Source organism: Ramlibacter sp. (genome assembly GCF_028291745.1).
In the GTDB taxonomy this organism is placed as follows: domain Bacteria; phylum Pseudomonadota; class Gammaproteobacteria; order Burkholderiales; family Burkholderiaceae_C; genus Ramlibacter.
On record NZ_JAQGNQ010000086.1, the window covers coordinates 84,427 to 106,918 of the forward strand.

Below are 22,492 nucleotides of genomic sequence, written 5' to 3' on the forward strand. Positions count from 1 at the left end.
CGCCCTCTCTCTCCGTATGCTCGCTCCCAGCGGCGCATTGCCGAGGGAGCCTGCATTGAAGATCACCGGCATATCGGCCATTCCGCTGTCCTTCCGCCTGCCCGAGGGCAAGACGGTCACGATGGGAGTGGGCAGCACCGTCAAGCGCGACGCCATCATCGTGCGCGTCGAGACCTCCGAAGGCATCACCGGCTACGGCGAAGCGCATCCCGGCCGCAGCCCCGGCGCGATCGTCAGCCTGATCCACAACACGCTGGCACCGATGCTGGTCGGCATGGCCGCCACCGACGTGGTCGGCGTTGCCCAGCGCGTGCATCGCATGCAGCTGTCCAGCCATGGCGTCGGCTCCGGCGCTTCGCTGGCGCTCTCGGGCATCGACATGGCGCTGTGGGACATCCGCGGCAAGGCGGCCAACATGCCGCTGTACGAACTGCTCGGTGGCACGCGCCGCCGCGTGCCCGCGTACGCCGGCGGCATCGCGCTGGGCTACCAGCCCAAGGAGTCGCTGGCCGAGGAGGCGAAGGAGTACGTCGCGCGCGGCTACAAGGCGCTCAAGCTGCGGCTGGGCGATAACGTGCGCGACGACATCGCGCGCGTCGTGCACGTGCGCGAGGCGCTCGGCGATCGCATCGACATCCTGAGCGACGCCAATACCGCGTACACGATCGCCGACGTGCGCCGCGTGCTGCCGGTGCTGGCGGACATCCGCGCCGGCTGGCTGGAGGAGCCGTTCGCCTGCAACGACTTCGCGTCCTATCGCGAAGCCGCGAAGATCACGCCGCTGGTGCCGATCGCTGCCGGCGAGAACCACTACACGCGCTTCGAGTTCGCGCAGTTGCTCGAAGCCGGTGCGGTGCGGATCTGGCAGCCCGACCTGTCCAAGTGCGGCGGCATCACCGAGGGCCTGCGCATCGCCGCCATCGCCTCGGCCTGGCGCATCCCGATGAACGCGCACAGCTCGGCGACCGGCCTCAATCACGCGGCCACGCTGCACTTCCTCGCGGCCTGCGAGAACGCGGGCTACTTCGAAGCGTGCGTGTCGAAGTTCAATCCCTTCCGCGACCTGTTCGGCAGCTGCTTCGAGATTGGTACCGACGGCTGCGTGGAGCCTCCCTCGGGCCCGGGCATCGGCATCGAAGTGGACGAGTCGCTGTTCGACCAGTACCCGCTGATCGACGGCCCCGGCTACGTCGTCAAGTTCTGAAGTCCGCCCGTTCCCGAGGAGAGACCGAAATGCGCAGCCTGAGCAGAAGACACTTCACCGCTGGTGGCCTCGCGCTGCTGGCCGCCGCCGGCGCCCGCGCGCAGCAGTTCCCCGATCGCAGCGTGCGCATCGTGGTGCCGTATCCGCCGGGCGGCTTCAACGACACGCTGGCGCGCGTGTCGGCCGACAAGCTCGGTCGCATGTGGAACCAGCCCGTGGTGGTGGAGAACCGGCCCGGCGGCAACACCACGGTGGGCAACCTCGCGGTGGCCAAGGCACCGGCCGATGGCTACACGATCCTGATCACGCCGCTGCCGTTCTCGGCGCTGCCCGGACTGTATGGCGCCAAGCTGCCGTATGACGCGATCAAGGACTTCACGCCGCTGGTGTGGGCCGGCAGCACGCAGAACGCACTGGTCGTGCGCAACGACCTGCCGGCGCGCAGCGTGCAGGAGTTCCTCGAGCTCGCGCGCAGCAAGCCCGGCAAGCTCAATTACGGCTCCACCGGCTCGGGCTCGTCGAACCATCTGTCGATGGAACTGCTGATGAAGATGGCCAACGTGAAGCTGGCGCACATCCCGTACAAGGGCAGCGCGCCGGCCGTCACTGCGCTGATCGGCGGCGAGATCGACGCGTTGTTCGACAACGTGCCCAACGTGCTGCCGCACATCAAGGCCGGCAAGATGCGCGCGATCGGCGTCAGCGGCGTGCAGCGCTCCGTGCTGTTGCCGGAGGTGCCGACGGTCGCCGAGTCGGGCGTGCCGGGCTACGAGGTGAACGTGTGGTTCGGCATGCAGCTGCCGGCCGGCACGCCGCAGCCGGTGGTGGAGCGCCTGAATCGCGACATGGTGACGCTCCTCAAGGAGCCGGACGTGATCCAGCGCTTTCGCGCGCAGGGCGTGGAGGTGGTGGCCAGCACGCCGGGCGAATTCAGCAAGCTGGTGGCCAGCGAGGTCTCCAAGTGGAGCGCGCTGATCAAGGACGCCAACATCCGCATCGAATGAAGATCACCGACGTGAGCCTCACGCTGTTCGCGTGGGACGACATCCCCGCGACCAGCTACGGCGCGCACACCGGCAAGTTCTCGGGCGCCAGCCAGCTCGGGCTGCTGTCGGTCGTGACCGACCAGGGCCTCACCGGCCACGCCTTCCTCGGCTCCGCGTTCCACGCGGCGGACATGGACGGGCCGGGCCTGATCCGCTACCTGAAGCCGATTCTCATGGGCCAGGACCCGCTGGAGCGCGAGCGCCTGAACAAGGCCATGTGGAAGCGCGTGCGGACCACCACCGTGCGGGCGATCGGTGCGATCGACATCGCGCTGTGGGACATCGCGGGCCGGGCCGCGGGCCTGCCGATCCACCAGCTGCTCGGGACGTACCGCACGCAGGTGCCGGCCTACATCAGTTCGGCGGTGCTGGCCAGTCCGCAGGCGTATGCCGAAGAGGCGCTGCACTATCGCTCGCGCAAGCTCGCCGCGTACAAGATCCACCCGCCGCAGCAATGGCGCGAGGACATCCGCGTGTGCGAGGCCGTGCGCATGGCGGTCGGCGACGAATACCTGCTGATGCTCGACTCGGTCTGGAGCTACGACTATCCCGCGGCGCTGCGCGTGGGCCAGGCCATCGAGGCGCTGGGCTTCTACTGGTACGAGGACCCGCTGGCCGACGCCGACATCTACAACTACGTGGAGTTGAAGAAGCACCTGCACATCCCGATCATGGCCACCGAGTACCCGGCGGCGGGGCTCGATGCCTACACGCCGTGGGTGAAGGAGCGCGCCACCGACTTCCTGCGCGGCGACGTGGCCGTCAAGGGCGGCATCACCGGCTGCATGAAGGCGGCGCACCTGGCCGAAGCCTTTCGCCTGAACTTCGAGGTGCACCACGGCGGCAACTCGCTGAACAACTTCGCGAACCTGCATGTGATCATGGCCCTGGCGAACACCGAGCTGTTCGAGGTGCTGCTGCCGGCGGCTTCGCAGAAGTACGGGTTGGTGCAGGACATCGAGATCGACGCAGACGGCCTCGTGCATGCGCCGCAGGGGCCCGGGCTGGGAGCGCAGATCGATTTGGATCTCGTCGAGCGCAAGAAGATCGCGGTTCTCTCGTAGGCTGGGCTCGCGCAGCGACCCCAGCTTTGGCGCCCGCGCAAACCCGCTGGGGTGCGCTGCGCGCAGCCCAGCCTACCGTCGATGTAGGGTGGGATTCGCGCAAGCGAACCCCAGCGTTGCGGCGCGGCGCGTGGCTGACGTGGGGTGCGGCTGCGCCGCATCCCACCCTACCAATACACCCCGAACGCCAGGCGCAACTCCTCCAGCGCTTGCTTCGACAGAGCCTGCGGCTTGGCCGCGGCCAGCAGCCACAGCTTCGCCGTCTCCTCCAGCTCCTCCAGCACCGCCATCGCCTGTGCCGGCGTGTCGTGCCAGACGTTCGGGCCGAGGCGCGTGAGCATCACCGCGCGCAAGGGCGTGCCGGCTTCGGCATAGCGCGCGATCAGCGCCGCGACCAGATCCGCCACTTCCGGGGCGCCGGGCCGGCGATACGGGACGACGGGCACATGCCCGACCTTCATCACGAAATAGGGCGTGATGGGCGGCAGCAGCTCGCCCTGCGGATCGCCCAGCGTCAGGGCCACGCAATGCGTGCTGTGGCTGTGGATCACGCAGCGCGGCGTGCTGGCCAGCGGCGCGTGCGCCTCGTAGATGCGCCGATGCAGCACCAGCGTCTTGCTGGCCGTGGCGCCGCCGACCTGGCGGCCTTGCAGATCCACCTTCGCCAACGCAGCCGGGTCGAGGAAGCCGAGGCAGGCGTCGGTGGGCGTGATCAGGAAGCCGTCGTCGAGCCGCACGCTGATGTTGCCCGCCGTCGCGTGCACATAGCCGCGCTCGAACAGGCTGCGGCCGACGCGGCAGATCTCTTCGCGGGCCTGGCTCTCCGTCATGCGAGCAGGCCGAAGGACTTGCGAAAGAAATCGGGCGTGCCGAAGTTGCCGGACTTCAGCGCCAGGTGCAGATCGGCGTCGCAGGCGGTCGCCTGGGCAAAGCACCAGGGCACACCAGGATCGATCTGCCTGCCGATGCGCAATTGCCGCACGCCCAGTGCCTGCACGACGGCGCCGGAGGTTTCGCCGCCGGCCACCACGAGCTGTCGCACCCCCAGCGTGACCAGGCCGCGGCCGATGGCCGCCAGCGCCTCTTCGACCAGCGCGCCGGCATCGTGCGCGCCCAGGCGCTGCTGCACCGCCTGCACGGCGTCTGGCGCGGCCGTGGAGTAGACCAGCACGGGCCCTTGCGCCAGCCGCGGCTGCGCCCACGCGAGCACCGCGTCCACGACCGCTTCGCGGTCTGCCACCAGCTGCAGTGCGTCGAGCGGATAAGCCGCGCCGCCCGCAGCGATGAAATCCTTCACCTGCGCCTGCGTCGCCTGCGAGCAGCTGCCCGAGACGATCGCCTGCAGGCCATGCGCAGGCGGCAGCGCCGCGGCCGCGGGCGAGGGCGCCAGGCCGTGGTTCTGCGGCAGGCCGATGGCCACGCCGGAACCGGCGACCACCAGCTTCGCATCGGCAAGCGCGCGTCCGAGCGCCATCAGGTCTTCGTTGGCCACCGCATCGACGATGGCCAGGCGCACGCCCTCGCCGCGCAGCTGCGCGATGCGCGCGCGGATTGCTTCGCTGCCCGCGCGCACCACGGCATGGGCGACCAGGCCGACCTTGCCGCGCGACTGCGCCTGCAGCACGCGCACCAGGCTGGGGTCGGTCATCGGCGTGAGGGGATGGTTGCGCATGCCCGATTCATCGAGCAGCACGTCGCCCACGAACAGGTAGCCCTGGTACACGGTGCGGGCGTTCTCCGGAAACGCCGGTGTCACGCAGCAGAAGTCGGCACCGAGCGCAGCGAGCAGCGCTTCGGCCACCGAACCGATGTTGCCGGCCGGCGTGGAGTCGAAGGTCGAACAGACCTTGAAGTAGAACTGGCCGCAGCCTTGCGATTGCAGCCAGCGCAGCGCTGCCAGCGACTGCTCCACAGCCTGCGCCGCGGGGACGGTGCGCGACTTGAGCGCCACCACCACCGCATCGACGTTGGCCACCGGCGCGGCGGGCACGCCGATGCTCTGCACCACCTGCATGCCCGCGCGCACGAGATTGTTCGCGAGGTCGGTGGCGCCGGTGAAGTCGTCGGCGATGCAGCCCAGAAGCAGTTGGCGCGCCATGCGTCAGTAAGGCGGATTGAAGCCGTTGCGGCCGGCGTTGATGCGCGTGGCCACCGGCTTGCCGGCCATCTCCTGCACGGTCATCGACACGCCGCTGCCCACGTGCAGCAGCGCGCGGTCAGCCGGGCGCAGGCTCACGACCGGGGCATCGGGCGGCACCACGATGGTCTTCTGGCCGTCCTTGTATTTCAGCTCGAGCCGGCGACCGTCGGCGGACGAGGCGACATCGGCGACCGTGGCATTGGTCATCGTGCTGTCCGGCAGGAAGTCGAAGGGATAGTGGCCCTCGCCGGTGCCGCGCATGGCCTCGGGGAACAGCACCACGGCGATGGCGCGCTGGCTGCCATCGGCTTGCGGCATGCCGCCCACGCCGACGAAGGTGCCGGGCTTCACGTCGGCGAACGTCACGGGGTAGACCTCGGTCAGGCGCACATCCGGGGCGATGGCGACGTCGATGGTGTCGCCATTGCGCTGCTTCACGGTGACCCGCGAATCCGACAGCGCCGTGATGGTGCCGCGGATGCGTACGGTGGCTGGCTGCTGTGCGCTGGCCAGGTGGGGGAGGGTGGGAAGGGCGGCGGCCAGGACGGCAGCCCTCAGGAGTTCGCGACGTGTGGGGTTCATGCTTTTTCTCCATGGTCCTGCATCCCCTGCCGGACCGCTTCCAGCAGGGCTTCGGGCCGAGCGGGTTTTACCAGATGTTGGTCGAATCCCGCGTCGTGCGCCTTGCTGATGTCGCTGGTGGTGCCATAGCCCGTGAGCGCGACCAGGTAGCAGCGGCCGCCGTTGCGGTGGCTGCGCAGGCGCTCGGCGAGCTCGTAGCCGCTCAGGCCGGGCAGGCCCACGTCGAGCACGGCGACGTCCGGCGCGAAGCGGTCCAGCACCGTCAGCGCCACGCCCGGGTCGTAGGCAACCTGCACTTCGTAGCCCGAGAGCTCCAGCAGCGTGGCTGCGGTATCGGCCGCGTCCTGGTTGTCGTCGACCAGCAGCACGCGGCCCTGGCCCCCGGCCCTGCTGCCGGGCGCCTGCTGCTCCGGCGCCGGCCGCGACGCGGCGACGGTGGGCAGGTGGACGATGAAGCGGCTGCCCTGGCCGACGCCGCCGCTCTCGGCGCGCACGGTGCCGCCATGCATCTCGACCAGGTTGCGCACGATGGCCAGGCCCAGCCCGAGGCCGCCGCGCGAGCGGTCCGCGCCCTGCGGCGCCTGGAAGAACAGGTCGAACACGCGCCCCAGCACCGCGGGCGGCATGCCCACGCCGCTGTCGGCGACGACGATCTCCGCACCGGCCGGGCCCGGCTGCAGCGCCAGCCGGATCGCCTCTTCCGGGCCGGTGAACTTCACCGCGTTGCCCAGCAGGTTGTGCAGCACCTGGGCCAGCCGCACCTCGTCGCCCGAGACCCACAGGTTCGCGGCTTCGGGGGCGATGGCCAGTTCCAATTGCCGCAGCCCCAGCACCGGCTGCACGACCTGGCCGGCATGGCGCACCAGCTCGGCCAGCCGCAGCGGCTGCATGCGCATTTCCAGCCGGCCGCCGGTGATGCGCGAGACGTCCAGCAGGTCGTCCACGAGCCGCTTCATGTGCGCGACCTGGCGCTCCATCACTTCGCGCTCGCTGCGCGTGCCGGGATCGCCCTTGCGCGCCATCAGGTGCAGCGCGGTGGCCATGGGCGCGAGCGGATTGCGCAGCTCGTGCCCCAGCATGGCCAGGAATTCGTCCTTGCTGCGGCCGGCCTCCTCGCCGCGGTGCAGCGCGTCGGTGGCGCGCGCCAGCAGCGTCTCGCGCTCGGCCTCGCCGGCGCGCCGCTCCTGCGCCGCCCGGTCGCGTTCGGCCGACGCCAGTTCCAGGGCAGCCCCGACGTCCTGCAGTTCCGCGATCCCCAGGGGCGGCAAGTGCACCGGCTCGCCGCGACCGAGCGCGCCGGCAGCCGCCTTGAGCGCCTCGATGGGATCGATGAGGTCGCGCGAGTAGTACCAGGCCAGGAAGGCCGCCAGCGCCAGCGAGGCGATCAGGCCCGCGATCACGGCGCCGAGCCCGCCGTAGTAGCCGCTGCTGGCGTTGATCGCGGAGATGCCGGTGGCCACCACCCAGCCCGACTGCGGCAGGCGGCTGTAGCCGGTGTGGCTGCGCGTGCCTTCCACGGTGATGGTGGTGCCGGTGCCTTCCGGCGCGGGCCTTTCCAGCAGCGCCTGCAGGGACGCGCTGGGGTGCGAGCCGCCGCCGCTGCGGGTGCGGGCCACGCGCGTGAGCTTGCGGTCGAACACTGCCACCACGGAGGTGCTGGGCATCACCTGCCGGTTCAGCACCGCCTGGATCTCGTCGACGGAGATCACCGCCGACAGCACGTACTGCAGCGTCCCCTGCCGCAGCACGGGCACTCGCACGGCAAAGGCCGGACCGGCATTGCGCGGGCCGACCGCCACGTTACCGACCACCGGCTGCTTCGTACTGAGCACGCGCTGCATGCTTTCGGGGTCGACCGGGCCGGGCCGCGGCGTATTCAGCTGCAGCGAGGAGCTGAGCAGAACCTGACCCTGCGCATCGGCCAGCACCACCGCGCGCCAGCCCTGGTCGGCGGCGACGCGCGCCACCAGCGCATGGAATTCGGGCAGGCGCTGCGCCGCGAGTTCGTCGGACACGGCCAGGGTTTGCAGCACGCCGAAGGACGCGCGCAGTTCGGCGTCGATGGCGGTGCCCAGGGCGCGGGACACTGCCAGCGCATTCTGCTGCGCCTCGCGCTCGCGCTCACCGGCCATGTAGGCCAGCACGATGGCGGCGACGATCGCCAGCGGCAGCAGCCCGCTCGCGGCCAGCAGGAACAGCCGGAAGCGCAGCGGCCGGCCTTGGGCCCCCGCCGTCATTTCTGGCGGACCACGTAGCGCACGAAACCGTCGGCCCGCGTGAAGCGGTCGTAGACGCGGCGTGCCGCGTGATTGTCGGAGCGGGTCACCCAGTAGAGGCGGGCCCAGCCTTCGGCGCGCATGGCGTTGCGCAGCCATTCGATCAGGGCGCTGCCGATGCCGTGCCCGCGCGCGCCGGGCGCGACGAACAGGTCTTCGAGGTAGCACACGGCCTGGGTCTCGAAGGTGTTCTCGTGCACCACGCAGTTGGCGAGCCCGTAGACCTGGCCGTCGACCTCGGCCACGATGCACATGATCTGCGAATCGGGATCGAGGATGCGCTTCCAGGTGCGGTCGGTGACTTCGTCGGGAAGCTGCACGCGGTAGAAGTCGCAATAGCCGCGCCACAACTGGCGCCATGCAGCTTCGTCAGCGGGCAGGGCGGCGCGGATGGTGCAGGACGGCGGTGGGGTCACCAATCCATTGTGCCGTGGGTGGCGTGCCGGCGGGGCGGGCAGGAAGCGGACTGCCGGACGCAGAAGACGCGGAAGTTACGCAGAAGCCGCAGAAGGACATCCGAAAAAGTTTTGAAGGTTCTTTCGCTTGTCCCCGGGCCTGTTCGCGTATCTCTCCCTTTTGCGTCTTCCGCGCAACTTCTGCGCCTTCTGCGTCCGGATGTTGGCTTTTCGGCTTTCGGCCCTCAGAGCTGCCGAGCCAGCAGCACCGCAGCGTGGATCGCCTTGCGCTGCGCACCGTCGTGGATCTGGTGGCGGCAGCTGGTGCCGTCGGCGACCACGATGGCGTCGGGGGCCGAGCGCACCGCGGGCAGCAGGCTCAGTTCGGCCATCTGCAGCGAGACCGCATGGTGCTTCGCCTCGTAGCCGAAGCTGCCGGCCATGCCGCAGCAGCTCGATTCGATCAGCTGCGGCTGCACGCCCGGGATCAGCTTGAGCACGTCCAGCACCGGTGAGACCGCACCGAAAGCCTTCTGGTGGCAGTGGCCGTGCACCAGTACCGGGCCGGCCAGCGGCTTCAGGCGCTGTTTCAGCGCTTCGAGCTGGCCGGCTGCGGCTTCGCGGGCCAGGAACTCCTCGAGCAGCAGCGACTGCCCGGCCAGCACCTGCGCGCGCTCGCCGAAGCCCATCGCCGTGACTTCGTCGCGCAGCGAGAGCAGGCACGAGGGCTCCAGGCCCACGATGGCAATGCCTTTCGCGGCCAGCGGATGCAGTGCATCGAGCATCTCGGCGGCCTTGGCCTTGGCTTGCTCCACCATGCCGGTGGCCAGATAGGTGCGGCCGCAACAAAGATGCTTGCCGTCCGGCTTTTCCTTGCTGGCGACGTGCACGGTGTAGCCGGCGGCCTGCAGCACCGCGAAGGCGGCACGCGCGTTCTCGGATTCGAAGAAGCCGTTGAAGGTGTCGACGAACAGCACCACCGGCTTCGCCGCGGCAAGCAGCTCGGCGCGCGTCGCGCCCACCGTGCCGCTGTTGAAGAAATGCCGTGCCTGCCATTCGGGCAGGCTGCGCCTGGCCGAAAAGCCCAGGAGCTTTTCGCCGACCGCGGCCAGCGCGCCGCTGCGATTGCGCAGGTTCAGCAGGCCCGCGAAGCGGCTCGCCGTCGCGGCGTAGTCGGGCAGGCGCGCGATCAACTTGTCCTTGAGCGACCAGCCGTTCTTTTTGCCATCGGCCTGCTTGAATTCGATCTTCATGCGGGCCATGTCGACGCCGGTGGGGCAGTCGCGCTTGCAGCCCTTGCAGCTGACGCACAGCTCCATCGCGTCGCGCACGGCATCGCTGGCGAGGCCGTCGGGACCGAGTTGGCCGCTCATCGCCAGGCGCAGCGTGTTGGCGCGGCCGCGCGTGAGGTGCTGCTCGTCGCGCGTGACGCGGTAGCTGGGACACATCGTGCCCGCATCGAACTTGCGGCAGTGCCCGTTGTTGTTGCACATCTCCACCGCCTTGGCGAAACCCTGGGCCGGGTCGCCGCCGGTGCCGGGCGCCGTGGTCTTCTCGGTGGCCGGATCGTTCTGCACGTTCCAGGCGCTCCAGTCGAGGGCGGGCGTGAGCGGGATCACCTTGTAGGTGGGCGGGAAGCGCATCAGCCGCGTGTCGTCCATGCGCGGCGGATTGACCATGCGATTGGGCGAGAGCAGCCCGATCGGGTCGAACATGCGCTTGATCTCGGCAAAGGCCGAATCGATCGCCGGGCCGAACTGCCAGCGGATCCACTCGCCGCGGCACAGGCCGTCGCCGTGCTCGCCGGAATAGGCGCCCTTGTACTTGCGCACCAGCTCCGATGCTTCCTCGGCGATGTGGCGCATCTCGGGGGCGCCATTGCGACGCATGTCGAGAATCGGCCGCACGTGCAGCGTGCCGACCGAGGCGTGCGCATACCAGGTGCCCTTGGTGCCGTGCTTGCGGAACACCTGCGTCAGCGCATCGGTGTATTCGGCCAGGTGCGCAAGCGGCACCGCGCAGTCCTCGATGAAGGAGACCGGCTTGCCGTCGCCCTTCAAGCTCATCATGATGTTGAGGCCGGCCTTGCGCACTTCCCACAGCGCCTTCTGCGGGGCTTCGTCGGGCATCAGCACCACCGACTTCGGCAGGCCGAGGTCGCCCATCAACTGTTCGAGTTCGGTGAGCTTGCGCAGCAGCGCGGTGCGGTCGGCACCAGCGAATTCCACCAGCAGCACGGCATCGGGCTGGCCGATCAGGGCCGTGCGCACGGTCGATGCGAACGCCGGGTTCTGCAGCGACAGCTCGATCATCGTGCGATCGACCAGTTCCACCGCCGTCAGCGTGCCGTCGCCACCGAGCTTGACGATGTGCTGCGCCGAGTCCATCGCCTGGTAGAAGGTGGGGAAGTTCACCACGCCCAGCACCTTGTGCTTGGGCAAGTGAGACAGCTGCAGCTTCAGGCTGCGCGTGAGGGCCAGCGTGCCCTCGCTGCCGATCAACAGGTGCGCCAGGTTGACGCTGCCGTCCTGGGTATACGGCTTCTCGTTCTGGTTGTGGAAGATGTCGAGGTTGTAGCCGCCCACCCGGCGCAGCACCTTGGGCCAGCGCGCCTCGATCTCGGGGCGCAGCGTCCACGCCAGTTCGCGCACGCGCTCGCCCATGTCGCGCGCCGCGCCCGAGCTCTGGTCGAAGCGGCCGAAGGTGTGCAGCGCGCCGTCGGACGTCCAGGCCTCCGCCCGCAGCACGTTGTGCACCATGTTGCCGTAGGCGATGCTGCGGCTGCCGCAGGAGTTGTTGCCGGCCATGCCGCCGAGGGTGGCCTGGGCTGCGGTCGACACGTCCACGGGATACCAGAGGCCGGTCTTTTTCAGCTGTGCGTTCAGGTGGTCCAGGACGATGCCGGCTTCCACCGTCACGGTGCGCTTGTCGGCATCGACCTCCAGCACGTTGCGCACATGCTTGGAGAAGTCGACCACCAGGCCCGCGCCTACCGTCTGCCCGCACTGGCTGGTGCCGCCGCCGCGCGGCACGATGGGCACCTTCAGGTCGCGGCAGATGTCCAGCGCGATGCGTGCGTCCTCGCTGCTGCGCGGCAGGAACACGCCCACCGGCATCACCTGGTAGATCGAGGCATCGGTGGCATAGCGGCCGCGGTCCGCCGGCGAGAACAGCACTTCGCCTTGGGTCTCGCTGGCCAGGCGCTGGGCGAGGCGGCCGGCGACTTCGTTGCTGGCCTTGGCCACGCGGTCGTAGGCGCGGCCGGCGTTGTCGCGCGTGACTTCGAGGGGCAGGGGCGCGTTCATTTGGCGGCTCCCGCGGGCTGCGCCTCGCGCAGCTGTTCCAGCACCACGTCGCGCTTGTTGCGCAGGTGGGCAAGCAGGACGTCGCGCATCGCGACCGCGTCATGGGTGGCCAGGGCCTCGATCATCTTTTCGTGTTCCTTGACGGCGCGCTTCCATTTTTCGCCGTCCTGGTTGGAGCGGAAACGCAGCGCCTGCAGGCGCGCGTTCACCTGGTTGTAGACCTGCGCCAGCACCGGGTTCTTGGCCGCGGCGCTGATCGCGTTGTGGATGCGCGAATTGAGGGCGTAGTACGCCGAGAGGTCGCGCCGCGTGTAGGCGGCCAGCATCTCGAAATGCATGGCCTGGATCTCGGCCAGCTCGTGCGGCGTAATGCGCTGCGCCGCCAGCTCGCCCGACTGGCCTTCCAGCCCGGCCATGACCTCGAAGGTGTTCATCACGTCGGCTTCGGTCAGCGACACGGCGACCGCGCCGCGGTGCGGCAGCAGCTCGACCAGGCCTTCGGCGGCGAGCATCTTGATGCCCTCGCGCAGTGGCGTGCGGGAGACCTTCAGGAGTTCGGAGAGCTCGCGCTCGTTGAGCTTGGCGCCCGGGCGGATGCGGCCTTCGACCAGCATCTGGCGCAGGCGTTGCGCCGCCTGCTCGTGCAGGGCGGCGCGGGGAATGGCGATGATTTCTGCCGTCATGGGCGTCATTTTGTATGCAAAATAGTCCGGGGGCAAATGCCACACTAAGAAGAGTCGCTATTGACAACAGAATTTTGTATGCAAAAAATGGCGACACTTTCAACGAACCCCCCCACCATGGTCACCCTCGACTTTCACCCCACCGGCCGCCACTTCCTGCAAATCCCGGGTCCGTCCCCGGTTCCGGACCGCATCCTGCGGGCCATGAGCCTGCCGACGATCGACCACCGCGGCCCCGAGTTCGGCGTGCTGGGGCTGCGCGTGCTCAAGGGCATGCAGCAGATCTTCCAGACCAAGCATCCGGTCGTGATCTATCCGGCCTCGGGCACCGGCGCCTGGGAGGCGGCGCTGGCCAACACGCTGAGTCCCGGCGACCAGGTGGTGATGTACGAGACGGGGCACTTCGCCAGCCTGTGGCAGAAGATGGCCACCCGCATGGGCATCAAGACCGAATTCCTCGGCCTGCCCGGCATCGAGGGCTGGCGCCGCGGCGTGCAGGCGCACCTGATCGAGGAGCGCCTGAAGGCCGATACCGGCCACAGCATCAAGGCGGTGTGCGTGGTGCACAACGAGACCTCCACCGGTGCCACGAGCAACATCCTCGCCGTGCGCCGCGCCATCGATGCGGCAAAGCATCCCGCGCTGCTGCTGGTCGACTCGATCTCCGGCCTGGCGTCGGCCGAATACAAGCATGACGAGTGGGGCGTCGACGTCACCGTCAGCGGCTCGCAGAAGGGGCTGATGCTGCCCCCGGGCATCAGCTTCAACGCGCTGTCGCCCAAGGCGATCGAAGCCAGCAAGAGCGCGAGGCTGCCCAAGGCCTTCTGGGCCTGGGACGAGATCATCGAGATGAACAAGTCGGGCTACTGGCCCTACACGCCCAACACCAACCTGCTGTACGGGCTGGCCGAGGCGATCGACATGCTGCTCGATCCCACCTTCGGCGGCCTGCAGGGCGTGTTCGCGCGCCACCAGCGCTGGGGCGAGGGCGTGCGCGCCGGCGTCAAGGCCTGGGGCCTGGAGCTGCAGTGCACCGAGGTCGCCAGCCAGTCGCCGGTGCTGACCGGCGTGATGATGCCCGAGGGCATCGACGCCGACGCCGTGCGCAAGCTGATCTACGAACGCTTCGACCTGTCGCTGGGCACGGGCCTGGGCAAGGTCAAGGGCCGCATGTTCCGCATCGGCCACCTCGGCGACTGCAACGACCTGACGCTGATGGCCGCCCTCTCGGGCTGCGAGATGGGCATGAAGCTCTCGGGCGTGAAGCTCGCCGGCTCGGGCGTTGCCGCGGCGATGGACTATTTCGCCGGACACCCTGTGCAGCTGCCCATGAAGAAGGCGGCCTGAGAGCCGCCGCCCCCACCACTTTTCAGGAGAGAGATCAGAGATGCAACGCAGAACCTTCATCACCGGCGTCGCAGGCACCGCCGCGACCATCGCCCTGCCGATGGCCCGCGCCCAGAGCCTGCCCACGCAAACGGTCCGCATCATCGTGGGCTTCGCGCCCGGTGGTGGCACCGACCTGCTGGCCCGCGTGATCGGCCAGAAACTCGGGGAAATGTGGAAGACGACGGTGCTGGTGGAAAACCGCGCCGGTGCCTCCGGCGCCATCGCCGCCGACTACGTTGCCAGGCAGCCGGGCGACGGCACGGTGCTGCACATGGCGCACATCAACAGCCATGCGATCGTGCCCAACCTGCAGAAGGTGAGCTACGACCCGATCAGGGACTTCCAGCCGATCGTGCTGGTGGGCGTGACGCCCAACCTGCTGATCTGTGGCCAGATGCAGCCGGCCAAGACCGTGCATGACCTGGTCGCCCTGTGCAAGGCCAACCCCGGCAAGATCAGCTTCGGCTCGGCCGGCACCGGCTCCGCCCAGCACCTGGCCCTGGAGATGTTCATGCTGCAGGCCGGCGTGAAGGCGATCCACGTGCCGTACAAGGGCTCCGGCCCGATGCTGACCGACCTGATCGGCGGCCAGGTGCAATACAGCTTCGACACGATGACGGCCGCCACGCCGCACGTGAAGAGCGGCAAGGCCGTCGCCATCGCCCAGACGCGCCTCAAGCGCGCCAGCGGCCACCCCAACGTGCCGACGATGAACGAGTCCGGCTTCCCCGGCTTCGAGGCCACGACCTGGTACGGCCTGGTGGGCCCGGCCAAGCTGCCGGTGGCACTGGCCCATCGCATCAACGAGGACGTCAACAAGATCCTGTTGATGCCCGACGTGATGGAGAAGCTGGAAATCTCCGGCGCCGAGGACGGCGGCGGCTCGCCCGAGAAGTTCTCGCAGTTCATGCGCGTCGAGCAGGTCAAGTGGGCCAAGGTGATCAAGGACGCGAACGTGAAGGCGGATACCTGATCCGCGGCGGCCGAGGCTGAGGCCGAGGGAGAAAACCCAACAACCGGACGCAGAAGGCGCGGAAGTTTCGCAGAAGACGCAGAAGACGCAGAAGAAAAGCTTCAGGTTTTTCTTTGGCTCTTTTGCGGCTTCTGCGTCGTTTTTGCGTCTTCTGCGTCCGGATGTTGGGGGTTGAATTGGAGAGCATTGGATGAATGAAACAACACGACCCCTGCCGCTGGCCGGGGTGCGCGTCCTGGACATCAGCCAGGTGATGGCGGGCCCGTATGCCTGCATGCTGCTGGGAGACCTCGGCGCCGACGTGATCAAGATCGAGCCGCCGGGCACCGGGGACCAGACCCGCGGCTCCATGGGTTTCAAGATGAAGGGCGCCGATTCGCTCGGCTTCCTCAACATGAACCGCAACAAGCGCAGCGTCACGCTCGACCTCAAGTCCGAGGCCGGCAAGGAAGTGCTGAAGACGCTGGCCGCCGAGGCGGACATCCTGGTCGAGAACTACCGCCCCGGCGCGCTCAAGCGCCTCGGCCTCGGCTACGAGGTGATCAAGGAGATCAACCCGCGCCTGGTCTACACCAGCATCTCGGGCTTCGGCCAGACCGGCCCCTGGGCCGATCGCCCCGGCTTCGACCTGATGGCGCAGGCGATGTCCGGCGTGATGAGCGTGACGGGCTATCCCGACTCGCCGCCGGTGAAGGCCGGCGTGCCGGTGGCCGACATCGGCTGCGCGCTGTTCGCGATCTACGCCACGCTTGCCGCCTACATCGGCGCCAAGAACACGGGCCAGGGCCAGTACATCGACGCTGCGCTGTTCGACACGGCGATGGCCTTCTCGGTGTGGGACACCTGCGACTGGTGGGGCACCGGCAAGGAGCCGCAGCCCCTGGGCACCTCCAACAAGATGACGGCGCCCTACCAGGCGATGGCCTGCGCCGACGGCTACTTCGTGATGGGCGCCAACAACCAGAAGTTGTGGGTGCAACTCTGCAAGCTGATGGGCCGTGAGGAGCTGATCGCGGATCCGCGCTTCACCACCATCTCGCAGCGCCTCGCGCATCGCGCCGAACTGCAGGATGAACTCGAGCAAAGCTTCAGCGTCAAGGGCAAGGACTACTGGGTCGAGACGCTGCTGGCCAACGGCATTCCCGCCGGCCCCATCCTGTCGTACCCGGAAGCCTTCGGCAGCGAGCATGCGAAGGTGCGCAACATGCGCATGGAGATCGACCACCCGGTCGAAGGCAAGGTGCCCAACATCGGCTTCGCGGTGAAGCTTTCCGGCACGCCGCAGCAGGTGCGCCGGCATCCGCCGCTGCTGGGGGAACACACCGAGGAAGTGCTGGCCGAAGCCGGCATCGGCAGCGAGCAGATCGCGCAATTGCGTGCGGCAGGAGCGTTCGGATCATGAGCAGCAACGAAGGAGCCGTGCACCTCGAGGTCGCTGGCGGCATCGCCTCGGTCACCTTCGACCGGCCCGAGGCGCGCAACGCGATGACCTGGGCGATGTACCAGCGGCTGCGCGCCATCTGCGAGCAGCTGCGCGACGACCACTCCGTGCGCGCGGTGCGCTTCCAGGGGGCGGGCGGCGAGGCCTTCGTGGCCGGCACCGACATCTCGCAGTTCGTCGGCTTCGACGGCCAGCGCGGCGTCGAGTACGAACTGCAGATCGACCACACCATGCAGCTGCTGGCCGGCCTGCCCATGCCCACCGTGGCGGTGGTGCAAGGCTGGTGCATAGGCGGTGGCCTGGCGATCGCCAGCACCTGCGACTTCCGCATCGCCACGCCTGCCGCGAAGTTCGGCGTCCCGATCGCGCGCACGCTGGGCAACTGCCTGTCGATCGCCAACGTCGCGGGGCTCGTGGCTGCCTTCGGGCGGCCGCGCGTGCAGCGCCTGCTGTTGCTGGCCGATGTGATCGGCGCGGAAGAGGGGGCGAGCTGCGGCTACGTCACCGAAGTGGTCGCGGCCGAAGGCATCGAGGCCGTCGCGCAGAAGCTGTGCGGGCGGCTCGCATCGCTGGCACCGGTGACGCAGCAGGTCAGCAAGGAGGCGCTCGCGCGGCTGCTGCGCCACGACCTGCCGGAAACCGAAGACCTGATCCGCCGCACCTACGGCAGCGAGGATTTCCGCGAGGGCGTGGAGGCTTTCGTGGCCAAGCGCCCGCCGGTTTGGAAAGGCCGCTGACCGCGTCTTGCCGAAGCCACCGTCCTACGCAGCCTCCCGCGGGCGCTGCCTAGGATGGAGGCCATTCAGGAGAAGGCGCATCATGGCCAGGAACGATTCCCTGTTGGGTTCCAACATGCCGGCGCGTCCGGGCGAACCGCTCGACCTGCTGACCTCGGTCGCGGGTGAAGAGGACCCCGGCGCGGCTATCGATCTCGCCACCCCCGGCGGCAACGAAGGCCGCTCCGACCAGCCCGCCGGCCAGGCGCCGGGCCAGCCCTCCGGCGCGCAGCGGCCCATGAGCCCGGGCGACGAGGCTCCCGTCGGCACGCCGGGCACCGGCGAGAACGTGTGCCCCCAATGCGGCGGCAGCGGCCGGCTCGGGGCCTCGGCCTGTCCGATGTGCCAAGGCACCGGCAAGATCAACGTCGGCATCGGCGGGGCCTGATCCCGCCCGGACGCATGCAGCTGTCCGCCTCCGGCCGCATCGGCGTTCTTCCTCCCATCCAGGCGCTGCAGACGCGCAGCGGCCGATTGAGCTACCTGCTCTCGGGGCAGGGGCCGCCGACCATCGTGTTGTTCAGCGGGGCCGGTGTCAGCCTGCAGGGATGGGAGCCGCTGTATCCGCGCATCGAGCAGCTCGGTGCCGTATTCGGCTGGAACCGCTTCGGCCTGCAGGGCAGCGACCCGCCGCCCGCCCGGCAGACCGGCACCACCGTCGTCGGCTCGCTGCGGGAATTGCTGGGATATGCGGGCCTGGCGCCGCCCTACGTCCTGGTCGCGCACTCGCTGGGCGGCCTGTTCGCCAACCTGTATGCACGCCTGTATCCGCAGGAGGTCGCGGGCGTGCTGTTGCTCGAAGCGACGCATCCCGACGACCACGAGGCGTTGGGCAAGCACGAGGACCAGCTGGCGCGTGCGCTGGCCAAGGTGCTGACGCTGCCCGAGGTCTTCTTCAAGCCGAACCTGCACCGCGAGCTGAAGACCGTCGGTGACACCGTGCGGGAGATCGCGTCGGCCGGTCCCTTTCCGGAGGTGCCCGTGCGCGTGATCACCGGCGGCCTCACGCCCAGGGCCGCGCTGCTGTCACCGGGCGCGCTGGGGGCCAAACGCGCCAATCAGCAGGCGCTGGCGCGGCTCTCGCCAATGGGCGAGCAGGTGATCGCGCACAAGAGCGGGCACTTTCCGCAGTTGACCGAACCGGAGCTCGTGTTGCAGGTGCTCGGGGAGTTGGTCAGGAGCGTCGAGCTGGCGATGCAAGCGTGACGGTCATGCGCCCGCGGGGGGTAAGTCATCATCCCCCACGCGCAGCCACTTCTCCATTCGCACCCCGTCCGCGAGGCCGCTGTACATCGCCGCGCGAATCGCGCGTTCATGATACGCGTGCTCGTTGTAGAAGGTGCGCGCTGCCACGTTGTCGCGCCGCGCCTCGACGCGGATCCGCTTGGCGCCGGCGGTGCGCGCGACGTCTTCCAGCCATTCGAGGATCGCGCTGCCCAGGCCTTCGCGCCGGCACAGCGGATGCACGGCCAGCAGCAGCAGGTGGGCGTCGGTGTCCAGGTACGACATGATCCCGAAGCCGGCGAGCGCGCCGGGCGGGCCGGCGACCACCACGTTGGTGTTGGCGTCGCGGATCGCGCGCGCCACGCGCTGGGGCCGCCAGCTCCAAGGCAGGCCCTGCTCGATGGTGTCGCGCGACATGAGGGCGATCTCCGGCGCGTCCGCGGGAGTGGCCAGGCGCAAGGCGAGTTCGGTGCGCATGTCCTATTCTCCGGCCCCGGATTGCTTCTCGCCGGCCGGTCCGTCCCGCTCGCTTATTCAGCCTGGATTTTCGCGCCCTTGAAGCTCTTGAACCAGGTCTCGGCTTCCTTCTTGTCGTCCGTGACCTTGGCGATGTGGAACTCCACGCAGTTCTTGCCGACCTGGGAGATCAGGTGCGCGTTCAGCTGCATGTTGCCGTGGCTGCGCGGCGCCACGTAGGCCGCGATGAAGGTGTTGGGGTCCAGCTTGTTCTTGTAGATCTGGTCCTGCGGCGGCACGCCCGGGCGAGTGGGCAGCGCGCTGGCGATCACGTTGGCGCAGTCCTGCGGCTTCATGCCGGCGTCGGAATCGGGGGTGTTCAGCGTCAGCAGCCACGGACCCTCGACGCCCATCAGGCGCAGGTTGGGATGCTCCTTGGCCCCGGGGTGCGGGTCCATCTTCACCTGGGGAAGGCTGGGGACAATGACCCGGAATTGGGGGGACTTCACGTCAAGGGTGAAGTCGGCGTGGGCTGCGGATGCAAGCGTGACAGCGGCCAGGCAGAGCGCTTTCGCGTAGTTCATGGTGAATGAGTCCCCCTTGTAGTGGATTTAATGGTGGAAATGAGAAAGGCGCCGTTTCCGGCGCCTTTCTCGAAGCAGGGAGCATGCCCGTGGCGCTCAGGCCCGGGACTCCTCGATCCGCCGCAGCAACTGGCCGCCGCCGAAGCTGATCTGCTCCGCTACCACCCCGCCCGCGGTCACGCGGACGGCGCAGTACTTGAGCTCGGGGATCTTGGCCACCGGATCGAGCTTGTCGTTGGTCACGCGGTTGATCGCCGCCTCGTAGTAGCAGAAGGGCACGAACACGGCGCCGCGCGGCGACGTGTCGTCGGCGCGGCCGTACAGCGTCACCTTGCCGCGGCGCGACTCGATGGTCAGCACCTCGCCCGGCTTCACGCCCATCGCCTCCAGGTCGAGCGGGTGCACCAGGGCCACCGGATCGGGCTCGATGGCATCGAGGATCGTGGCGCGGCGCGTCATGCTGCCCGTATGCCAGTGTTCCAGTTGGCGGCCGGTGATCAGCACCATCGGGAACTCTTCGTCGGGACGCTCGGCCGCGGGGATGATGTCGGCCGGCACGAAGCGCGCCTTGCCGTTCTCGCGCGGGAAGTCCTCGACGAACACCACCGACTCGCCCGGGTCGCCTTCCTTGGTGCAAGGGTAGGTGACCGAGTCCTCGCGCTCGAGCCGGTCCCAGGTGATGCCGGCGATGCTGGGCATGCTGTGCCGCATCTCGTCGAACACCTCGGAAACGTGGCCGTAGTTCCAGGGCAGGCCCAGGCGCTGGCCGATCTCGTGGATGATCCACAGGTCCTGGCGCGCGTCGCCGGGCGGGTCGATCGCCTGCCGTCCGAGCTGCACCAGGCGGTCGGTGTTGGTGAAGGTGCCGCTCTTCTCGGCGAACGCGCTGGCCGGCAGCACGACGTCCGCCAGGCAGGCCGTTTCGGTCAGGAAGATGTCCTGCACCACCAGGTGATCGAGCTGCGCCAGCATCTCGCGGGCGTGGTTGGCATCGGGGTCGGACATCGCGGGGTTCTCGCCCATGATGTACATGCCCTTGACCTTGCCTTCGCCGATGGCGTGCATCACCTCGACGACGGTCAGGCCGGGCTGATCGTCCAGCGTGCCGGGTGCGAGCTTCCAGTGCTTCTCGAAGCGGGCGCGCGCTTCCGGGTCGACGACCTTCTGGTAGTCGGGATACATCATCGGGATCAGGCCCGCATCGGACGCACCCTGCACGTTGTTCTGGCCGCGCAGCGGATGCAGGCCGGTGCCGGGACGGCCGATCTGGCCCGTCATCAGCGACAGCGCGATCAGGCAGCGCGCGTTGTCGGTGCCGTGCACGTGCTGCGAGATGCCCATGCCCCACAGGATCATCGAGGCGCTCGAGGTGGCGTACATGCGGGCCACGTCACGCAGGGTCTCGGCGTCGACGCCGCAGATGGGCGCCATCTCCTCGGGGCTGTAGCCCACGAGGTTCTTCTTCAGCTCCTCGTAGCCGGTGGTGCGGTCCTCGATGAAGGCCTGGTCGACCAGCCCTTCGTGGACGATCACGTGCATCAGCGCGTTGAGCATCGCCACGTCGGTATCGGGCTTGAACTGCACGTGGCGGTAGGCCAGGCGCGTGAGGTCCGACTGGCGCGGATCCATCACGATCAGCTTGGCGCCGTTCTTCGCCGCGTTCTTCATCCAGGTCGCTGCGACCGGGTGGTTGACCGTCGGATTCGAGCCGATGATCACGACCACTTCGGCCTTGGTCACGTCCATCACGGGGTTCGACACGGCGCCCGAACCGATGCCTTCCAGCAGCGCCGACACCGACGAGGCGTGGCACAGGCGGGTGCAATGGTCGACGTTGTTGGTCCGGAAGCCGGTGCGCACCAGCTTCTGGAACAGGTAGGCCTCTTCGTTGCTGCCCTTGGCGGAGCCGAAGCCCACCAGCGAATTCGGGCCGGAGCTGTCGCGGATCTGCGTGAGCTTGCCGGCGGCCAGCGCCAGCGCTTCTTCCCAGGTCGCTTCGCGGAAGGTCTCGTACACGCGGTCCGGATCGAGCGTGGCGTGCGGCAGCTTGGGCGCATCGGCGCGGCGGATCAGCGGCACGGTCAGGCGCTGCGGGTGGTTGGCGTAGTCGAAGCCGTAGCGGCCCTTGACGCACAGGCGGCCGTGGTTGGCCGGGCCGTCGCGTCCCTCGACGTAGAGGATCTTGTTGTCCTTGACGTTGTATGTGAGCTGGCAGCCGACGCCGCAGTACGGGCACACCGATTCGACCTTCTTGTCGGGCACCGGCAGGGCGGCGCCCCGCGCGGGCATCAGCGCGCCCGTGGGGCAGGCCTGCACGCATTCGCCGCAGGCCACGCAGGTGGACACGCCCATGGCGTCGTCCATGTCGAACACGATCTTGGCGTGCTCGCCGCGGAAGGCCAGGCCGATCACGTCGTTGACCTGTTCGTCGCGGCAGGCGCGGAGACACCGCGTGCACTGGATGCAGGCGTCGAGGTTGACGGCGATGGCGGGATGCGAGACGTCGGCGCTGACCTGGCCGCGCGAGGCGAAGCGGGGCTTGCCGACATTCAGCTTGGCGGACCACTGGTCCACCTCGTTGTGCCGGGTGTACTCGGTCTCCGGCATGTCGGCCTGCAGCAGCTCCAGCACCATCTTCTGCGCCGCGACGGCGCGTTCGCTGTCGCTGGTGACTTCCATGCCGGCGGTGGGCGTGCGGCAGCAGCTCGGAGCGAGCACGCGCTCGCCCTTGATCTCCACCATGCAGGCGCGGCAGTTGCCCGCGGTGTCCAGGCCGGGCTTGTAGCAAAGCCGCGGGATCTCCACGCCCTCGCGGTCTGCGACCTGCAGGACGGTCTCGTCGGCGCGCGCCTCGACCGGCTTGCCGTTCAGCGTGAAGCTGACGACGGGGCTTTCGAGCTGCGCCAGTTCGGCGCGGGTGACGGCGTTCATTGCATTGTTCTCCGGAAGCGGTG

The 22,492-nt window shown here is 68.7% G+C and carries 19 protein-coding genes; 9 read left to right on the forward strand and 10 right to left on the reverse strand.

What is annotated here, in order from left to right:
* The first annotated feature begins 55 nt into the window (after positions 1 to 55).
* The 3 genes from JWP60_RS16025 to JWP60_RS16035 are packed head-to-tail and all read left to right on the forward strand — an operon-like array spanning position 56 to position 3,314.
* Positions 56 to 1,204: a mandelate racemase/muconate lactonizing enzyme family protein gene (locus JWP60_RS16025; protein ID WP_299793413.1), complete on the forward strand. Its 1,149-nt coding sequence runs from the start codon at positions 56 to 58 to the stop codon at positions 1,202 to 1,204.
* 29 nt (positions 1,205 to 1,233) lie between these two features.
* Positions 1,234 to 2,208 (forward strand): tripartite tricarboxylate transporter substrate binding protein, encoded by a 975-nt coding sequence (locus JWP60_RS16030; RefSeq protein WP_299793415.1) that lies wholly within the window; start codon positions 1,234 to 1,236, stop codon positions 2,206 to 2,208.
* Positions 2,205 to 3,314 (forward strand): enolase C-terminal domain-like protein, encoded by a 1,110-nt coding sequence (locus JWP60_RS16035; protein ID WP_299793417.1) that lies wholly within the window; start codon positions 2,205 to 2,207, stop codon positions 3,312 to 3,314. The genes JWP60_RS16030 and JWP60_RS16035 overlap by 4 nt, the downstream gene beginning before the upstream one ends.
* Positions 3,315 to 3,481: 167 nt before the next feature.
* Here JWP60_RS16035 and JWP60_RS16040 read toward each other — a convergent pair whose 3' ends face one another.
* The 7 genes from JWP60_RS16040 to JWP60_RS16070 form a co-directional block, all read right to left on the reverse strand.
* Positions 3,482 to 4,144, reverse strand: coding sequence for an aldolase (locus tag JWP60_RS16040; RefSeq protein ID WP_299793419.1), 663 nt, complete (start codon positions 4,142 to 4,144; stop codon positions 3,482 to 3,484).
* Complete coding sequence (otnK, locus tag JWP60_RS16045) at positions 4,141 to 5,412, reverse strand: 3-oxo-tetronate kinase (protein ID WP_299793421.1); 1,272 nt, start codon at positions 5,410 to 5,412, stop codon at positions 4,141 to 4,143. Before otnK ends, JWP60_RS16040 begins: the two co-directional genes overlap by 4 nt.
* A gap of 3 nt (positions 5,413 to 5,415) precedes the next feature.
* The gene (locus JWP60_RS16050) at positions 5,416 to 6,036 is read right to left on the reverse strand and encodes a hypothetical protein (protein WP_299793423.1); all 621 of its coding nucleotides are present in this window, start codon (positions 6,034 to 6,036) and stop codon (positions 5,416 to 5,418) included.
* Positions 6,033 to 8,273, reverse strand: coding sequence for an ATP-binding protein (locus JWP60_RS16055; protein ID WP_299793425.1), 2,241 nt, complete (start codon positions 8,271 to 8,273; stop codon positions 6,033 to 6,035). Before JWP60_RS16055 ends, JWP60_RS16050 begins: the two co-directional genes overlap by 4 nt.
* On the reverse strand, positions 8,270 to 8,728 hold the full coding sequence (locus JWP60_RS16060; protein WP_299793426.1) for a GNAT family N-acetyltransferase: 459 nt from the start codon (positions 8,726 to 8,728) through the stop codon (positions 8,270 to 8,272). The genes JWP60_RS16055 and JWP60_RS16060 overlap by 4 nt, the downstream gene beginning before the upstream one ends.
* A gap of 224 nt (positions 8,729 to 8,952) precedes the next feature.
* Positions 8,953 to 12,012 (reverse strand): FAD-binding and (Fe-S)-binding domain-containing protein, encoded by a 3,060-nt coding sequence (locus tag JWP60_RS16065; RefSeq protein ID WP_299793427.1) that lies wholly within the window; start codon positions 12,010 to 12,012, stop codon positions 8,953 to 8,955.
* Entirely contained in the window at positions 12,009 to 12,695 is a 687-nt protein-coding gene (locus tag JWP60_RS16070) for a GntR family transcriptional regulator (RefSeq protein WP_299793429.1), read from the reverse strand. The genes JWP60_RS16065 and JWP60_RS16070 overlap by 4 nt, the downstream gene beginning before the upstream one ends.
* A 117-nt stretch (positions 12,696 to 12,812) precedes the next feature.
* Here JWP60_RS16070 and JWP60_RS16075 point away from each other — a divergent pair, with 117 nt between their 5' ends.
* The 6 genes from JWP60_RS16075 to JWP60_RS16100 all read left to right on the forward strand — a co-directional run bounded on the left by JWP60_RS16075 (position 12,813) and on the right by JWP60_RS16100 (position 18,480).
* Positions 12,813 to 14,042, forward strand: a complete 1,230-nt coding sequence (locus JWP60_RS16075; RefSeq protein ID WP_299793432.1) for an aminotransferase class V-fold PLP-dependent enzyme — start codon at positions 12,813 to 12,815, stop codon at positions 14,040 to 14,042.
* Between the two features lie 40 nt (positions 14,043 to 14,082).
* A complete protein-coding gene (locus JWP60_RS16080) occupies positions 14,083 to 15,057 on the forward strand; it encodes a tripartite tricarboxylate transporter substrate binding protein (protein WP_299793433.1) in 975 nt (324 codons plus the stop codon).
* A gap of 190 nt (positions 15,058 to 15,247) precedes the next feature.
* The gene (locus tag JWP60_RS16085; RefSeq protein WP_299793435.1) at positions 15,248 to 16,459 is read left to right on the forward strand and encodes a CoA transferase; all 1,212 of its coding nucleotides are present in this window, start codon (positions 15,248 to 15,250) and stop codon (positions 16,457 to 16,459) included.
* Complete coding sequence (locus JWP60_RS16090; RefSeq protein WP_299793437.1) at positions 16,456 to 17,235, forward strand: enoyl-CoA hydratase/isomerase family protein; 780 nt, start codon at positions 16,456 to 16,458, stop codon at positions 17,233 to 17,235. Before JWP60_RS16085 ends, JWP60_RS16090 begins: the two co-directional genes overlap by 4 nt.
* Positions 17,236 to 17,317: 82 nt before the next feature.
* Positions 17,318 to 17,662 (forward strand): hypothetical protein, encoded by a 345-nt coding sequence (locus JWP60_RS16095; RefSeq protein ID WP_299793438.1) that lies wholly within the window; start codon positions 17,318 to 17,320, stop codon positions 17,660 to 17,662.
* Between the two features lie 14 nt (positions 17,663 to 17,676).
* Positions 17,677 to 18,480 carry an alpha/beta hydrolase gene (locus JWP60_RS16100; RefSeq protein ID WP_299793439.1) on the forward strand — a complete coding sequence of 268 codons (804 nt, stop codon included), beginning with the start codon at positions 17,677 to 17,679 and terminating at the stop codon, positions 18,478 to 18,480.
* Between the two features lie 3 nt (positions 18,481 to 18,483).
* On the opposite strand, the gene JWP60_RS16105 is transcribed toward JWP60_RS16100, so the two are convergent.
* The 3 genes from JWP60_RS16105 to fdhF form a co-directional block, all read right to left on the reverse strand.
* A complete protein-coding gene (locus tag JWP60_RS16105; protein WP_299793440.1) occupies positions 18,484 to 18,975 on the reverse strand; it encodes a GNAT family N-acetyltransferase in 492 nt (163 codons plus the stop codon).
* Positions 18,976 to 19,028: 53 nt separating this feature from the next.
* Positions 19,029 to 19,538: a hypothetical protein gene (locus JWP60_RS16110; RefSeq protein WP_299793442.1), complete on the reverse strand. Its 510-nt coding sequence runs from the start codon at positions 19,536 to 19,538 to the stop codon at positions 19,029 to 19,031.
* Between the two features lie 96 nt (positions 19,539 to 19,634).
* Positions 19,635 to 22,469 (reverse strand): formate dehydrogenase subunit alpha, encoded by a 2,835-nt coding sequence (fdhF, locus tag JWP60_RS16115; RefSeq protein WP_299793444.1) that lies wholly within the window; start codon positions 22,467 to 22,469, stop codon positions 19,635 to 19,637.
* Positions 22,470 to 22,492: the final 23 nt, after the last annotated feature.

Excerpts from the sequence above, each read along its gene's own strand:
- otnK (WP_299793421.1), bottom strand. The coding sequence starts at position 5,412 with ATGGCGCGCCAACTGCTTCTGGGCTGCATCGCCGACGACTTCACCGGC.
- JWP60_RS16085 (WP_299793435.1), top strand. The coding sequence starts at position 15,248 with ATGAATGAAACAACACGACCCCTGCCGCTGGCCGGGGTGCGCGTCCTG.
- fdhF (WP_299793444.1), bottom strand. The coding sequence starts at position 22,469 with ATGAACGCCGTCACCCGCGCCGAACTGGCGCAGCTCGAAAGCCCCGTC.
- JWP60_RS16080 (WP_299793433.1), top strand. The coding sequence starts at position 14,083 with ATGCAACGCAGAACCTTCATCACCGGCGTCGCAGGCACCGCCGCGACC.
- JWP60_RS16110 (WP_299793442.1), bottom strand. The coding sequence starts at position 19,538 with ATGAACTACGCGAAAGCGCTCTGCCTGGCCGCTGTCACGCTTGCATCC.
- JWP60_RS16090 (WP_299793437.1), top strand. The coding sequence starts at position 16,456 with ATGAGCAGCAACGAAGGAGCCGTGCACCTCGAGGTCGCTGGCGGCATC.
- JWP60_RS16050 (WP_299793423.1), bottom strand. The coding sequence starts at position 6,036 with ATGAACCCCACACGTCGCGAACTCCTGAGGGCTGCCGTCCTGGCCGCC.
- JWP60_RS16035 (WP_299793417.1), top strand. The coding sequence starts at position 2,205 with ATGAAGATCACCGACGTGAGCCTCACGCTGTTCGCGTGGGACGACATC.
- JWP60_RS16040 (WP_299793419.1), bottom strand. The coding sequence starts at position 4,144 with ATGACGGAGAGCCAGGCCCGCGAAGAGATCTGCCGCGTCGGCCGCAGC.
- JWP60_RS16075 (WP_299793432.1), top strand. The coding sequence starts at position 12,813 with ATGGTCACCCTCGACTTTCACCCCACCGGCCGCCACTTCCTGCAAATC.
- JWP60_RS16065 (WP_299793427.1), bottom strand. The coding sequence starts at position 12,012 with ATGAACGCGCCCCTGCCCCTCGAAGTCACGCGCGACAACGCCGGCCGC.
- JWP60_RS16095 (WP_299793438.1), top strand. The coding sequence starts at position 17,318 with ATGGCCAGGAACGATTCCCTGTTGGGTTCCAACATGCCGGCGCGTCCG.
- JWP60_RS16100 (WP_299793439.1), top strand. The coding sequence starts at position 17,677 with ATGCAGCTGTCCGCCTCCGGCCGCATCGGCGTTCTTCCTCCCATCCAG.
- JWP60_RS16070 (WP_299793429.1), bottom strand. The coding sequence starts at position 12,695 with ATGACGGCAGAAATCATCGCCATTCCCCGCGCCGCCCTGCACGAGCAG.
- JWP60_RS16055 (WP_299793425.1), bottom strand. The coding sequence starts at position 8,273 with ATGACGGCGGGGGCCCAAGGCCGGCCGCTGCGCTTCCGGCTGTTCCTG.
- JWP60_RS16105 (WP_299793440.1), bottom strand. The coding sequence starts at position 18,975 with ATGCGCACCGAACTCGCCTTGCGCCTGGCCACTCCCGCGGACGCGCCG.
- JWP60_RS16030 (WP_299793415.1), top strand. The coding sequence starts at position 1,234 with ATGCGCAGCCTGAGCAGAAGACACTTCACCGCTGGTGGCCTCGCGCTG.